13 protein-coding genes are annotated in these 14818 nt (G+C 69.9%); 10 read left to right on the top strand and 3 right to left on the bottom strand.

The genetic code is table 11. The features are described 5' to 3' along the window. Positions 1–250 precede the first annotated feature (250 nt). The 4 genes from lpxC to BM396_RS15140 all read left to right on the top strand — a co-directional run bounded on the left by lpxC (position 251) and on the right by BM396_RS15140 (position 4434). Entirely contained in the window at positions 251–1198 is a 948-nt protein-coding gene (gene lpxC / locus BM396_RS15155; RefSeq protein WP_043345543.1) for a UDP-3-O-acyl-N-acetylglucosamine deacetylase, read from the top strand. 191 nt (positions 1199–1389) lie between these two features. After that, positions 1390–2271 (top strand): outer membrane protein assembly factor BamD, encoded by an 882-nt coding sequence (locus tag BM396_RS15150; protein ID WP_043345570.1) that lies wholly within the window; start codon positions 1390–1392, stop codon positions 2269–2271. A 172-nt stretch (positions 2272–2443) separates the two neighbouring features. Then, on the top strand, positions 2444–4117 hold the full coding sequence (recN, locus tag BM396_RS15145) for a DNA repair protein RecN (RefSeq protein WP_043384223.1): 1674 nt from the start codon (positions 2444–2446) through the stop codon (positions 4115–4117). A gap of 116 nt (positions 4118–4233) precedes the next feature. Further along, positions 4234–4434, top strand: coding sequence for a hypothetical protein (locus BM396_RS15140; protein ID WP_043345537.1), 201 nt, complete (start codon positions 4234–4236; stop codon positions 4432–4434). A 15-nt stretch (positions 4435–4449) separates the two neighbouring features. Here BM396_RS15140 and BM396_RS15135 read toward each other — a convergent pair whose 3' ends face one another. After that, entirely contained in the window at positions 4450–4695 is a 246-nt protein-coding gene (locus BM396_RS15135) for a hypothetical protein (RefSeq protein ID WP_043345535.1), read from the bottom strand. Between the two features lie 267 nt (positions 4696–4962). Here BM396_RS15135 and pstS point away from each other — a divergent pair, with 267 nt between their 5' ends. The 6 genes from pstS (at position 4963) to phoB (ending at position 10526) form a co-directional block, all read left to right on the top strand. Continuing rightward, entirely contained in the window at positions 4963–6003 is a 1041-nt protein-coding gene (gene pstS, locus BM396_RS15130) for a phosphate ABC transporter substrate-binding protein PstS (RefSeq protein ID WP_043384220.1), read from the top strand. A gap of 84 nt (positions 6004–6087) precedes the next feature. Next, entirely contained in the window at positions 6088–7065 is a 978-nt protein-coding gene (gene pstC, locus BM396_RS15125) for a phosphate ABC transporter permease subunit PstC (RefSeq protein WP_043384217.1), read from the top strand. A gap of 12 nt (positions 7066–7077) precedes the next feature. Then, positions 7078–7968 carry a phosphate ABC transporter permease PstA gene (gene pstA, locus BM396_RS15120; RefSeq protein WP_075380270.1) on the top strand — a complete coding sequence of 297 codons (891 nt, stop codon included), beginning with the start codon at positions 7078–7080 and terminating at the stop codon, positions 7966–7968. A gap of 20 nt (positions 7969–7988) precedes the next feature. Further along, positions 7989–8804: a phosphate ABC transporter ATP-binding protein PstB gene (pstB, locus tag BM396_RS15115; RefSeq protein ID WP_043345526.1), complete on the top strand. Its 816-nt coding sequence runs from the start codon at positions 7989–7991 to the stop codon at positions 8802–8804. 118 nt (positions 8805–8922) lie between these two features. After that, positions 8923–9642, top strand: a complete 720-nt coding sequence (gene phoU, locus BM396_RS15110) for a phosphate signaling complex protein PhoU (RefSeq protein WP_043345524.1) — start codon at positions 8923–8925, stop codon at positions 9640–9642. Between the two features lie 188 nt (positions 9643–9830). Then, the gene (gene phoB / locus BM396_RS15105) at positions 9831–10526 is read left to right on the top strand and encodes a phosphate regulon transcriptional regulator PhoB (protein WP_043345521.1); all 696 of its coding nucleotides are present in this window, start codon (positions 9831–9833) and stop codon (positions 10524–10526) included. Positions 10527–10673: 147 nt separating this feature from the next. Here phoB and BM396_RS15100 read toward each other — a convergent pair whose 3' ends face one another. Both BM396_RS15100 and BM396_RS15095 read right to left on the bottom strand, forming a co-directional pair. Further along, entirely contained in the window at positions 10674–12845 is a 2172-nt protein-coding gene (locus tag BM396_RS15100) for a protein-disulfide reductase DsbD family protein (protein WP_170867479.1), read from the bottom strand. Between the two features lie 119 nt (positions 12846–12964). Beyond that, positions 12965–14803, bottom strand: a complete 1839-nt coding sequence (locus BM396_RS15095; protein WP_043384214.1) for an aminopeptidase P family protein — start codon at positions 14801–14803, stop codon at positions 12965–12967. Between the last annotated feature and the right edge of the window lie 15 nt (positions 14804–14818).

The following is a 14818-nucleotide window of genomic DNA, read 5'->3' as shown; positions in this document are numbered from 1 at the left end:
AAGCTTTAAGCCTTTGGTGGACCAGCGTTTTGCGGCAACGAGCCGGTAAGCGTGTCTGTAACAGACCGTAAGAATCCGTGATTTGGCTGCCCTGTGCGGTGCAGCTATAGAAACCATGTGATCGAGACGACACGCATCGGGACACAACCTGATCGCGTGGGCTAGGGCATCAAGCAGCGGACGGATCAGTCGGTTTTCTCTTCACCCCCGGTCGGGGTGTCGGGATCTGGTCGCGCCCGGGGGCTAAGGAATGCGAACGCACAAACAGACGACCCTCAAAGGGCCGGCGACTCTCTCGGGCATCGGAGTTCACTCCGGCAATCCCGCCGAGATCACGATCCGGCCCGCTCCGGCCAATCATGGCATCGCCTTCCTCCGCACCGGCACCACTCACGGCAACGACCGCCTGATCAAGGCACACCACGCCCTCGTCTCCGCCACGGAACTCTGCACCGTTCTGGGTGACGTCGAGACGGGCGCAGTCGCCACCGTCGAGCACCTGATGTCCGCCCTGTTCGGCCTGGGCGTCGACAACGCCCTGATCGAGATCGACGGCCCGGAGATGCCGATCCTCGACGGATCCGCGCTCCCCTTCGTCCAGGCGATCGACCAAGTGGGGATCGCCACCTGCGACACCCCCCGGCGCTGGCTCAAGATCCTCCGCCACGTCCGCATCGAGACCGGCACGTCCTTCGCGGAGCTGCGTCCGATCGATCGCGGCTTCCGCCTCGATGTCGAGATCGATTTCGAGAGCCCGGTGATCGGCCGCTCCCGCAAGGCGATGGACCTCTCGCCCGCCACCTATCGCCGCGAGATCGCCGGCGCCCGCACCTTCGGGATGATGCGGGACGTGGAGCGCTACTGGAAGGCGGGCTTCGCCCTCGGCGCCTCGCTGGAGAACACCGTGGCGGTCGGCGAGACCGCGGTAGTCAACCCCGAGGGGCTGCGCTTCCAGGACGAATTCGTCCGCCACAAGATCCTCGACGCGATCGGCGACCTGGCGCTGGCCGGGCTGCCGATCCAGGGCGCGTACCGCTCCTATTGCGGCGGCCACCGGATGAATGTCGGTGTGCTCTCGGCCCTCTTCGCCGACCGGGCGAACTACGCCATCGTCGAGGCGCAGGGCTCGCGCCGCGAGACCGTTTTGTCCGAACTCGGCGTCGGCCTCGGCATCGCCGCCTTCGCGGGCGACCTCTAGAAAGCGCCTGTGGCCGGTGGGACACAGCCGGCAACCGATCCTGGCTGCCGCAGCCTTGCCGCTTTCGTGCCCGAATCGAACGGCACGGTTTAACGGTCCGTGAACGGCGGGCACGGCCCGGGGCGGGCCGGATCCACCCACGCGATGGCATGACGGCGCGAGACGGCGCCGGTTCCGGGAAAGAGCGCCAGATGCCTGTCACCATTCGTCATCGCCGGGGAGCGGCCTTCGCGGCGCCCCTCGTGGCCATCCTCGGCCTGGGCCTCGGCGGCTGCGACTTCGACCCGACCAGCATCTTCGCTGAGAAGTACAAACCCGAAGTCGTCCCGGACGTCCCGGCCGACAAGCTGTACAGCGATGGCTTGGCCAAGCTCGAGGACAGCGACTACGAGGGCGCAGTCAAGAAATTCGACAATCTGGACAAGCAGTATCAGTATTCCGAGTGGTCTCGGAAGGCACTGCTGATGACGGCCTACGCCAACTACGAAGGCCAGAAATACGACGACGCCATCAGCGCCTCGAAGCGTTACCTGCAGCGGCATCCGGCCAGCAAGGACGCCGCCTACGCGCAGTACCTGATGGCGATGTCGAACTATAAGCAGATCCCGGACGTCACCCGCGATCAGGACCGGTCCGAGAAGGCGCTCGTCGCCCTCCAGGAACTGGTACAGAAGTATCCGACATCGGAATACGCTGCCGACGCGAAGGCGAAGATCCAGATCACCCGCGATCAGCTCGCCGGCAAGGAGATGGAGATCGGCCGCTTCTACCTCGAGAAGCGGAATTTCCCGGCGGCGATCAACCGCTTCCGCGACGTGGTCGCCAAGTACCAGACCACCCGCCACGCCGAGGAGGCGCTCGAGCGCCTGACCGAGGCCTACTGGGCGCTGGGCATCACCCAGGAGGCGCAGAATGCCGCCGCGGTGCTCGGACACAACTTCCCGGAAAGCCCCTGGTACAAGGACGCCCACGCGCTCCTGGCTCAGGGCGGCCTCGAGCCCCGCGAGGAGAAGTCCTCGTTCCTCTCGAAGATCTACCGCACGGTCACCGGCAAGACCGCCTCGGCCGAGTAGGCATCGGAGCCCGCGACCGGGCCGTCCCGCGCACAGATCGAGGCCCGGAGCCGCCGCTCCGGGCCTTTCCCGTTGCGGCGCCCCCTTGCGTGGTGCGACGCATTTTTGGGGTGAATCCGCGCCGCAGCGGCCTTATGTGTGCGGTCCCGTCCTGAGGAATCCCCGTCGCCGCATGCTGGCGCAGCTCGCGATTCGCGACATCGTCCTGATCGACAGGCTCGAACTGAATTTTCGATCGGGACTCAGCGTCCTGACCGGAGAGACGGGCGCGGGCAAATCGATCCTGCTCGACGCCTTCGCCCTGGCCCTCGGCGGTCGTGGCGACGGCCGCCTGGTGCGTCACGGCGAGGCGCAGGGCGTGGTCACGGCGGTCTTCGACCTGCCCGTCGACCATCCCGCGCGCCGGATCGCGGAGGAGGCCGAGATCGACACCGAGGGCGACCTGATCCTGCGCCGGACCCAGATGGCGGACGGCCGGACCCGCGCCTTCGTCAACGACCAGCCGGTGGGCGTGCAGGTCCTGCGGGCGATCGGCGCGGCCCTTGTGGAGATCCACGGGCAGCACGACGACCGGGCGCTCGCCGACCCCGCCTCGCACCGCGCGATCCTGGACGCCTTCGGCGGGCTTCAGCCCCAGCTCGCCAAGGTCGGCACCGCCGCTCGGGCCGTCCGGACGGCTCGGACCGAACTCGCCGAGCACCGCGCCCGGGTCGAGACGGCCCGCAAGGAGGCCGACTTCCTGCGCCATTCCGTGGAGGAACTCGCCGAACTCGCGCCGCTTCCGGGGGAGGAGGCGCAGCTCGCCGAGCGCCGCACCATCATGCAGCAATCCGAGAAGGTGGCGCGCGAACTCAACGAGGCGCTGGAGGCGGTCGGCGGACCCCATTCCGGCGTGCCGCATCTCTCGGCCGCCCTGCGCAAGCTGGAGCGCCGCGCCGCGCAGCTGCCGGCCCTCGTCGACCCGTGCGTGAACGCCCTCGACGCCGCGATGGTCGCCCTCGACGAAGCCCGGGCGGTCCTCGATGCGGCGGTGGCCGAGACGGAGTTCGATCCCCGCGACCTGGAGCGCGTGGAGGAGCGGCTCTTCGCCCTGCGCGCCGCGTCGCGCAAGTACGACGTGCCCGCCGACGACCTCGCCGCCCTGGCGGAGCGCTACGCCAACGACGTCGCGGCCATCGATGCCGGCGAGGCGGCGCTGTCCGGCCTCGAGGAGGGGCTCGCGACGGCGGAGGCCGCCTACGCCGAGGCTGCCGAGAAGCTCAGCGCTGGGCGCCGCCGGGCGGCCAAGCAGCTCGACGCCGCCGTGAAGGCCGAGCTGCCGCCCCTCAAGCTGGAGCGGGCCCGGTTCATCACCGAGATCGTCACGGATCCGGATTCCCGCGATGCCGCCGGCACCGACCGCGTCGAGTTCTGGGCCCAGACAAACCCGGGGACCAAGCCCGGTCCGATGATGAAGGTCGCCTCGGGTGGCGAGCTGTCGCGCTTCATGCTGGCGCTCAAGGTGGTGCTGGCCGATAAGGGCTCCGCTCCGACCCTCATCTTCGACGAGATCGATACCGGGGTCGGCGGCGCGGTGGCGGACGCCATCGGGCTGCGCCTCGCCCGGCTGGCGGCCACCGTGCAGGTGGTCGCGGTGACCCATGCCCCCCAGGTTGCCGCGCGCGCCGAGACGCATTTCCTGATCGCCAAGGCGCCCGTGAAGGGGGCCGGCCGCGTCGCCACCCGCGTGTCGAGCCTGCCGGTCGCCGAGCGCCGGGAGGAGATCGCCCGGATGCTGGCGGGCGCCACCGTCACCGACGAAGCCCGGGCGGCAGCCGCGCGCCTGCTTCAGGGCGCCGAGGCGTAGCCCGGCGACAGCCTTAACCGTTGGTTGAGCTTAACGATGCGTTAACTATTCGACTTGAAAGTGCCGTCATCCCGGTACCGCGGAAGGCATGGGCGGTCGATGGGCGGGAGGGAGCCATGAAGCCGGCTATCGTCGAGTCCGATGGGCATCTGCCTGCGGGACAGTCGCTGAAGCGGGCGCTCGACACGCGCCAGCTCGGCCTCAACCTTCGCACGGTCTACGAAGGCAGCGTCGACACGCAGCCGATCACCGACACGCACGTCGAGCTGCTTCTGCGACTGCGCCAGAAGGAGCGGGAGCTGCGCCGGGCGATCTGATCCGGCCCCGCGCCGCTACCAGCGGCGCGCCCCCGGCCGTCGACGATACTCGGCGGCACGAATCAACGTCAGCACCCGGTCGAGGTTGACCAGCAGCTCGGCCTCCTCGCGCCGCGCTGCGGCCGCAAGCTCCGGATCGGTGGAGAATTTCTGGCGCGCCTGCGCCAGCGTGAGGGCACGCTCCACGGCTTCCCGCTCCGCATGCAGGGCCGACCAGACCGGGTCGGCATCCGCCCCCGTATCGACCTCCTCGCCGCCCACGATCCGACGTCCTCCCGCTGTCACTGCCGCTGGCATTGCTCCGGCATTGCCGCTGCCCATGCGGGTTATGAACGCGCGAGATCCACGAACCGTGCCGTCCGGCCCGCGGCGCGATGTCATCCCGGTGTCATCTGCCTGTCGTATGCGCCCCTCCATCGGGCGGCCGGCGCTGGGTCTCTTCGGAAGATCGGCCGCAGAGCTCTGCCGCGGGCATGGGCTTGCCGGCAGGGCAGCGCAGGCTCTTGCCCGACGGCAACGGAGAATCCCTTGAGACCCTTCGCTTACGCGCTCGCCGTCGGCCTCGCGACGGTTCAGCTGGCGTCCGCGGCGCTTGCCGCCGATATCACCGGCGCCGGGGCTACGTTCCCCTTCCCGGTCTACTCCAAGTGGGCCGAGGCCTATCGCAAGGAGACCGGCTCGGGCCTCAACTACCAGTCGATCGGCTCCGGCGGCGGCATCAAGCAGATCCAGGCGAAGACGGTCGATTTCGGCGCCACCGACGCGCCCCTCAAGCCCGAGCAGCTCGCCAAGGACGGTCTCGTCCAGTTCCCGACCGTGATGGGCGGCGTCGTGCCGGTGGTGAACATCCCCGGGATCGAGCCAGGCAAGCTCAAGCTCACCGGCGACGTGCTGGCCGACATCTATGCCGGCAAGATCGCCAAGTGGAGCGATCCGCGGATCGCGAAACTCAATGACGGGCTGAAGCTCCCCGACTCCAACATCACCCCGGTCTACCGCTCCGACGCGTCGGGCACGACCAACATCTTCACCACCTACCTGTCCCAGGTCTCCGAGCCCTGGAAGAAGGAATACGGCGCCGCCACGACGATCTCCTGGCCGGTGGGGCAGGGTGGCAAGGGCAACGAGGGCGTGACCGCCACGGTGAAGCAGGTCCCGAACGCGATCGGCTACGTCGAGTCGGCCTACGCCAAGCAGAACAAGCTTTCCTACGCCCTGCTGCAGAACAAGGCCGGCAAGTATCCGCAGCCCGACGACAAGGCGTTCCAGGCCGCGGCGGCGAGCGCCGACTGGAAGGCGACCCCGGGCTTCGGCATCTCCCTGACCAACCAGCCGGGCGAGGCGGCGTGGCCGATCACGGCGGCGACCTTCATCCTGGTCCACAAGGAGGCCGTCGATCCGGCCAAGTCCGCCGATGTGCTCAAGTTCTTCAACTGGGCCTACAAGAACGGCGACAAGCTTGCCGTCGACCTCGACTATGTCCCGCTGCCGGACAACGTCGTCGAGCTGATCCACCAGGAGTGGAAGGACGTGAAGGGCAAGGACGGTAAGCCCGTCTTCAACATGTGAGCGTGGCCGGGAGGAGGTGGGAACCTCCTCCCTCGCTTCTCGGAACGCCCCGCGCTACCACGCCCTCTTCGCAGAGAACAGCGGATGCCCGCTTTGACAGAATCGATCGCCCTCGGCCGAACCCGTTCCGCGACGGCGCGGAAGGCGCCGAGCCGGAGCCTCGACACCCTGTTCCGGACCTCCTCGTATGCCGCAGCGCTGCTGGTGCTGCTCGTCCTCGCCGGCATCCTGGGCTCGATCCTCTACGGCGGTTGGCCCGCCTTCCGCGAATTCGGCTTCGGATTCCTGACCTCCAGCGCCTGGAACGTCGGGACCGAGCAGTACGGCGCCCTGGTGGCGGTGATCGGGACCGTCGCCTCCGCCTTCCTGGCGCTCCTGATCGGCGTCCCCGTCTCCCTCGGAATCGCGGTCTACCTCACCCAGCTCTGCCCGGGCTGGGCCCGCAAGCCGGTCGCCATGACGATCGAGCTGCTCGCCGCCGTGCCCAGCATCATCTACGGCATGTGGGGCCTGTTCGTGTTCGCGCCGCTCTTCGCGCGCTACATCCAGATCCCGGTCTCGAACGTCGTCGAGGGCATGCCGATCGTCGGCACCTTGTTCTACGCCCGGGTGCCCTCGGGCGTCGGCGTCTTCACCGCCGGGATCATCCTGGCGATCATGATCGTGCCGTTCATCGCCTCGATCGCCCGCGACATGCTCGACCAGATCCCGACCGTGCTGCGCGAGAGCGCCTACGGCATCGGCTGCACCACCTGGGAGGTGGTGCGCCACGTGCTGGTGCCGCAGGCCTCGGTCTCGATCATCGGGGCGATCATGCTCGGCCTCGGCCGGGCGCTGGGCGAGACGATGGCGGTGACCTTCGTGGTCGGCAACGCCAACCGCCTCTCGGCCTCGATCTTCGATCCGAGCTCGACCATCGCGTCGCGCATCGCCAACGAGTTCAACGAAGCCGACGGCCTCCAGCTCAACGCCCTGATGGCTCTGGGCTGCATCCTGTTCGTGATCACCTTCGTGGTTCTCATCATCGCCCGGCTGCTGACGCGCCGCGTCCAGGCCGCCTGAGGAGCACGCGCGATGGACGCCTCCCCCACGATGACCGCGGCGCCCCGGCGCCGCTCCGGCCGGGTCCGTCAGGGCCGGCGCATCGCCGACCGCACGCTGCGGGTTGCCTGCACCGGGGCGACGCTGGTGGGTGCCCTGGTCCTGGGCTCGATCCTGGTGATGCTGATCGTCCAGGGCGTGCGCGGCTTCACGCCGACCCTGTTCACCAACCCGACGCCGGGCCCCGGATCCGAGGGCGGCGGCATCGCCAACGCCATTCTGGGCAGCCTCGTCCTGACCGGGATCGGCATCGTGATCGCGACGCCGGTCGGCGTCATGGCCGGGACCTTCCTGGCCGAGTACGGGCGCGGCTCGAAGCTCGCGGCCCTGATCCGCTTCCTCAACGACATCCTGCTCTCGGCGCCGTCGATCCTGATCGGCCTGTTCGTCTACACCCTGATGGTGCGGCCGATGGGCACCTATTCGGGCTGGGCCGGCGGCGTCGCGCTCGCGATCATCGCCGTTCCGGTGATCGTCCGCACCACCGAGGACATGCTGCGGCTCGTCCCCGGAACCCTGCGGGAGGCCGGCGCGGCGCTCGGGGCGCCGCCCTCGACGGTGATCATCAACGTCACGTGGCGGGCGGCCTCGGCTGGCATCGTCACCGGGATCATCCTGGCCCTGGCGCGCATCGCCGGCGAGACGGCGCCATTGCTGTTCACCGCCCTCAACAACAATTCCTGGTTCTCGGCCAACCTGATGGGTGGCGTCGCGAACCTGCCGGTGATGATCTACCAGTTCGCCCTGTCGCCCTACCCGAACTGGCAGGGCCTCGCCTGGGCCGGCGCGCTTCTGATCACCGCCACCATCCTGGTGCTGTCGATCATTGCCCGCCTTGTGATCAAGCCGCAGACCTCGCGCTGAGACCCTTCGAGGACACGACGATGAACGCCGCCTCCGCGATCCCCACGGTCGAGCTGAACCGCAACCGCGCCGACGAGGGCGGTCCCGTGCGGATCGCCGTGAAGCGCCTGAACTTCTACTACGGCAGCTTCCACGGGTTGAAGGACGTCAACCTCAACTTCCACGACCGGCAGGTCACGGCGCTGATCGGGCCCTCGGGCTGCGGCAAGTCCACCCTGCTGCGCTGCTTCAACCGGATCTACAGCCTCTATCCGGAGCAGCGGGCCGAGGGCGAGATCCTCCTGGACGGCGAGAACATCCTCAGCCCCTCCATCGACCTGAACGAGCTGCGCTCGCGCATCGGCATGGTGTTCCAGAAGCCGACGCCGTTCCCGATGTCGATCTATGACAACGTCGCCTTCGGCCTGCGCCTCTACGAGAAGCTGCCGAAATCCGAACTCGACGGCCGGATCGAGGCCTCCCTGCGCAAGGCCGCCCTCTGGGACGAGGTGAAGGACAAGCTCAAGCAGCAGGGCACGGGCCTGTCGGGCGGCCAGCAGCAGCGCCTGTGCATCGCCCGCACGGTGGCGCAGCGCCCGGAGGTGATCCTGTTCGACGAGCCGACCTCGGCCCTCGACCCGATCTCCACCGGCCGCATCGAGGAGCTGATCGAGCAGTTGCGCGACGAGTTCACCATCGTGATCGTCACCCACAACATGCAGCAGGCGGCGCGCATCTCGCAGTTCACCGCCTTCATGTATCTGGGCCAGCTGATCGAGTTCGGTCCGACCAACCGGATGTTCATGAACCCGACGGAACGCCGCACCCAGGACTACATCACCGGCCGGTTCGGCTAGTCTGCCTGGACGCTCCGGTCTCGGGGAAGGCCGTCCGGTCGCCGCATCCGCGGAGGGCCGGCGGGTCCCCGAGGGCCTCCCCGGAGCGCCGCCCCCGGGACCCATCGAAGGATTCGCCATGCCCGGCCATATCGTCACCTCCTACGACACCGACCTGGAGAACCTGCGTCGCTCGATCTCGGAGATGGGCGGCGTGGCCGAGAAGATGACCGCGGAGGCGACGGACGCCCTCGTGCGCCGGGACGACACGCTCGCCCAGGCGGTGATCGTCGCCGACAAGCGCCTCGACGCCCTGCAGCGGGACATCGAGGAGCGCGCCGTGCTGTTGATCGCCCGGCGTCAGCCCCTGGCGATCGATCTGCGTGAGACGATCTCGGCGATCCGCGTCTCCGGCGACCTCGAGCGGATCGGCGACCTCGCCAAGAACGTCGCCAAGCGGGTGGTGGCGATCTCCGATCAGGCGCCGGCCCAGAAGATCGTTCTCGGCGTGCGCCACATGAGCGACCTCGCGGAGGGCCAGCTCAAGGACGTTCTCGACGCCTATGCGAGCCGCGACGTCCAGGCAGCCCACGATGTCTGGGAGCGGGACGGCGAGATCGACGCCCTGTACAATTCGCTGTTCCGCGAGCTCCTGACCTACATGATGGAGGATCCGCGCAACATCTCGTTCTGCACGCATCTTCTGTTCTGCGCCAAGAACGTCGAGCGGATCGGCGACCACACCACCAACATCGCCGAGACGATCCATTATCTCGCCACGGGCGAGGCCCTGGCGGGCGACCGGCCGAAGAACGATGCGTCGAACTATGCGACCGTGGACGGGGTGCCGGCTCCGTAAGCGGGCCGCCCCCGGTCCAGGCGTCGGCCTGCGCGCGCTCCTGTGGGGCGCCGCCGGAGAATCGGAGCGTGCGGGTTGAGGCTGAGCGGCGCCTCCTGCACCCTCCGCCTGCCCGCCGGCTCCAAGGAGAGTCGGCGCGCCTGCAGGCCGTATGGCGCCGCTTCGTGAACGGATCTTCGAACGTGAGCATGCAAGTCCTGATCGTCGAGGACGAGGAGGCGCTGACCACGCTGCTGCGCTACAATCTGGAAGCCGAGGGCTTTCTGGTGGATTCCGCGGCTCGCGGCGACGACGCGGAGCTGCTCCTGGCGGAGCGGATCCCCGATCTCGTCCTGCTCGACTGGATGCTGCCCGGCCTGTCGGGCATCGAGCTGTGCCGGCGGATCCGGGCGCGCCGGGAGACCGAGCGGCTGCCCGTGATCATGCTCACCGCCCGGGGCGAGGAGGGCGACCGGATCCGCGGTCTCGGGACGGGCGCCGACGACTACATCGTCAAGCCGTTCTCCGTCCCGGAACTGCTTGCCCGGATCCGCGCGCTGCTCCGCCGGGCCAAGCCCGCGCATGTCTCGGACCGGCTGGCGGCGGGCGACCTCGAACTCGACCGCACCGGCCATCGCGTCCGCCGCGGCGGCGAGGAGCTGCATCTCGGTCCCACAGAGTTCCGTCTGCTGGAATTCCTGATGCTGGCGCCGGGCCGGGTCTTCTCCCGCGAGCAGCTCCTCGACGGGGTCTGGGGACACGACGTCTACATCGACGAGCGCACGGTCGACGTCCATGTCGGGCGGCTGCGCAAGGCACTGAACGGCCCGCGCCAAGCCGACCCGATCCGCACGGTCCGCGGCTCGGGCTACGCCTTCGACGAGACGTTCTCGCTCGACGCTTGAGACGGGCGCGAAGCGTTCCGGGGCAAAGCGTTCCGGGCCGGAGGCCGGTCGGCCGCGCCGCCCGCCCGCGCGCAGCGAAGGGAGCCGGGGACGTTCGAGGTCCGCGGATGCTGCGAGGCCCGGCGGGCCCCCGGGCCTCGCGCAGATTCAGCGGGTCAGCGCCGCGCTCCGGCCGGACGCGACCGGCACGACGTCGAGCGCCGCCAGAACCGTCCCCTCGGTGAGGATCTGCGGAAGCACCTGAGGCGCTCCGGTTCCGGTATAGAGGAGGTAGAGCGGCACGCCGCTGCGCCCGTGCTTCTCCAGCAGACGGGTGATCTCGGGATTCTGGTTGGTCCAGTCGCCCTTCATGTAGGTCACGCCGCGCTCGGCCATCGCGGCCCGCACGGCCTTGGTGTTGAGGGAGGTCGCCTCGTTCACCGCGCAGGTGATGCACCACGCGGCGGTCATGTCCACGAAGACGGGGCGGTGCGCGTCCACCAGGGCGTCGAGACGCGCTTGAGTGAAGGGCTCGACCCCGTCGGCGGCGGCCTGCGCCGACGGCGCGGCGCGGTCCCGCGGAAGGGTCACGGCGAGGGCCGCCACGGCGACCAGCGCGAGGGCCGCAGCGACCCGCGCGACCCGGCCCGCCCCGGGCGCGGCGGCGCGGCCGTGTTCCCAGGCCCAGGCGGCGAAGCCCACCAGGACGAGGCCGATCAGTGCCGCCAGCAGCCCACGCGGATCGACCTGCTGCGCCAGAACCCAGATCAGCCAGGCCACGGTGGCGTAGACCGGGAAGGCCAGGACCTGCTTGAGGGTCTCCATCCACGCGCCCGGCCGCGGCAGCGCCCGCAGGGCCGGCGGCCAGAGGGTCAGCACCAGGAAGGGCAGGGCGAGGCCGAGGCCGAGGCTCGCGAAGACGGCGAGCGCGACACCGGCACTCTGCGTCAGCGCGAAGCCCACCGCCGAGCCCATGAACGGCGCCGTGCAGGGGGTCGCCACCAGGGTCGCCAGCACACCCGTGAAGAACGAGCCGCTCAGGCCGGCACGCCGGGTCAGGCCGTCTCCGAGGCCGGCGAGCCGGCCGCCGACATGGACCACCCCGGACAGGCTCAGGCCCATCGCGAACAGCAGATAGGCGAGCGCTGCGACCATGGCGGGCGATTGCAGCTGGAAGCCCCAGCCGATCGCGGCCCCGCCACCCTTCAGGGCGATCAGCAGGGATGCGAGGCCGAGGAAGCTCGCCAGCACGCCGGCCGTGTAGGCGAGGCCGTGCAGTCGCAGCCGCGCCGGGCCCTCGCCGGCATGCCGCACGAGGCTCAGCACCTTGATGGACAGCACCGGGAAGACGCAGGGCATCAGGTTGAGGATCAGGCCGCCCAGAAAGGCGAAGGCCGCGGCGGTCGCGAGGGTCAGCGCGTCGAACTCGGCGACGGCCGGCGGGGCTCCGGCCGGATTCGGCGCGCTCGACGCGGCCGCGACGGCAGGAAGCACCGGCTCGTCACCATACGCGAAGGCGAGGCGGCGGGTGCCGTCCGTACCGACCTCGTCGATCGTCAGGACGCCGGGCAGGGCGGCGGGCACAGGATCGGTCGGGCTGCTGCGCGCGATGGTCAGATGCAGACCGGTCTCGTCGACGGTCATCACCTGCGCGGCGGCGTTGTCGATCGCCGTCTCGGCATAGGGGAAATAGGCGGCGTTCCGGATGGATTCGGGCTTCAGGCCGGTCGCGGCGAAATCGAGCTGCAGCGTGTCGCCCTGGCTCGACAGGCGCAGGGGCCAGAGCGCCGGCGCGGGCAGGGCAGCCCGGGCGCGCGCGAACAGCGCGGCGTTGGCCGGGTCCGGCTCGGCCTTGCCCACCGGCAGGGTGAGGGCGAGATCGGCCGAACCAGGGACGCACTCGGTCTCGCAGACGAGATAGGTCAGCTTCGCCTGGATCTGAACGGGATTGGCCGGGTCGAGGCTCGGCGGCGGCGTCACGGGCACGAGGAGCGTGACCTCACCCTCGTAGCCGTAATTCATGAGGGTCGCGATCGGGATGCGCTCCGGCGCCGGCCACCGGATCGCGCTGGCGTTGAAGCCGGCCGGCAGGGTCCAGGTCACCTCCGGAGGCAGTCCGGAATCGCCCGGGTTGCGCCAGTAGACGTGCCAGCCGGGCTTGATCTGCATCCGCACCGCCAGCGTGAACGGCTGTGCGCCGGCGACCGCGGCGGGCTCGGCCACGAGGCTCGCCCGCACGAGGTCGGCCGGCGTGCGGAAGCCCTGCGGGACCCCTTGGGCTGCGGCGGCCGAGAGGCTCGCGGCGAAGGCCAGGATCAGAATGGCGAGGCGGCGGATCATGCTGTCCCTTCGCGCGCAGGGCCGGCGCGGTTTCACGCACGGTGTATCCGGGCCAGCGCGGTCGTTTCGATGGCGGTGGGTCTTACCACGGGCCGCGCCCGGGATCCCACGCCGATCGCTCAGTCCGCGAGCGGCACGGTCGCACGCTCCAGCCAGTCGCGCGTCCCGGCATCGACCCGGGGCGCCAGGGTCTCCCGCACCCGGGCGTGATAGGCATCGATCCAGGCGCGCTCCTCCGGTTCGAGCAGGTCCGGCTGGATCAGCCGCCGATCATAGGGGGCGAGCGTCAGGGTCTCGAAGCCCAACATCGGGCGCTCGCCGCCCGCGATCGTGCGGGGCTCGACCAGCACGAGGTTCTCGATCCGGATGCCGTAGGCGCCGCGGGCGTAATAGCCCGGCTCGTTCGACAGGAGCATGCCGGGCTCCAGCACCACCGTGCCGGTCTTGGCGATCCGCTGCGGTCCCTCGTGCACCGACAGGAAGGCGCCGACGCCGTGGCCGGTGCCGTGATCGAAGTCGAGTCCCGCCTGCCAAAGCGGCGCCCGGGCGAAAGCGTCGATCTGGGCGCCGGTCGTGCCGACAGGAAACACCGCCCGGGCAATCGCGACATGGCCCTTCAGCACCCGGGTGTAACGGTCGCGCATCTCGGCGCTCGGCGTGCCCACCGCGACCGTGCGGGTGATGTCGGTGGTGCCGTCCGGATACTGCGCACCGGAATCGATCAGGAACAACTCGCCGGTCCGGACCGTCCGGTCGGTGGCGCGGCTCACCCGGTAATGGACGATCGCGCCGTTCGGCCCGGATCCCGAGATCGTCGGGAACGAGACCTCGCGCAGATCGCCGCCCGCCGCGCGGAAATCCTCAAGGGCCTCGACGGCGGCGATCTCGGTGAGGCCTCCGGCCGCGGCCGCACCGTCGAGCCAGGCAAGAAACCGCACGACACTCGCCCCGTCGCGGACATGGGCGGCGCGCGCACCGGCGATCTCGGCGGCGTTCTTGACCGCCTTCATGCCGGTGATCGGATCCTTGCCGACATCGGCGGTGCCGCCGGCAGCCTCGATCTTCTCCTTCAGGGCGACGGCGCCGGTCGCCGCGTCGAGGCGGACACGCACGCCGGCGAGGGATCCCAGCCCGTCGTCCAGTTCCGCCCGGGGCAGGATCTCGGCGATCGGGGCCAGCACCGCGCGCAGCGCCGGATCGACCTCGGGCGAGACCAGGAACAGCCGCGCCAACCCCTCGCGCGGCAGGATGGCGTAGCCGAGGGCCAGGGGCGTGTGACCGACATCGGAGCCGCGCAGGTTGAAGGCCCAGGCGAGATTGTGCGGATCCGAGATGACCAGGGCATCGCAGCCGCCCTCGGCGAGGGCCGCCCGGATCCGGGCGATTTTGTCGGTGCAGGCCTCGCCGCACAGGGCATCCGGATGGAGCACCACCGGCCCGGCGGGGGGCCTCGGGCGGCCCGCCCAGACGGCGTCGACGAGGTTCGGCACGGCCCGCACCGCGCCGCCGGCTCGGGTGGCGGCCCGCTCCAGGCGTGCGAGACCGTCGGGTGTATGCAGCCAGGGATCGTAGCCCAGAACCTGATCCCTCTTGAGGTTGACGCCGATCCAGGCTTCCGGCGTCGACTCGACCAGCGGCACCACCGTGAGGATGCCGGTATCGACCTGTTCGGGCGCCTGCAGGGTGTAGCGGCCGTCGACGACCAGCGCCGCGGATTCCATCAGGATCACGGCCGTCCCCGCAGAGCCGGTGAAGCCGGTGAGCCAAGCCAGCCGTTCGGCATCGGCCGGAACGTATTCGGACTGGTGCTCGTCCGCCCGGGGCACGACGAAACCGTCGATCCCGTGCTCGCGGAGGGCGGCCCGCAAGGCCTCGATCCGCTCGGCGCCCTTCCGGTGGCTCGGGTCGTCGAAGCTCTGGAAGCGCTGACGCGGCTGGGGCGGACGGGGCTCAGTCATGAGGCGAGCCTAGCG

Origin of the sequence: Methylobacterium sp. UNCCL125, assembly GCF_900116795.1 — a bacterium.
Taxonomy (GTDB): Bacteria; Pseudomonadota; Alphaproteobacteria; order Rhizobiales; family Beijerinckiaceae; genus Methylobacterium; species Methylobacterium fujisawaense.
This window is presented reverse-complemented; position numbering and strand designations above follow the sequence as displayed.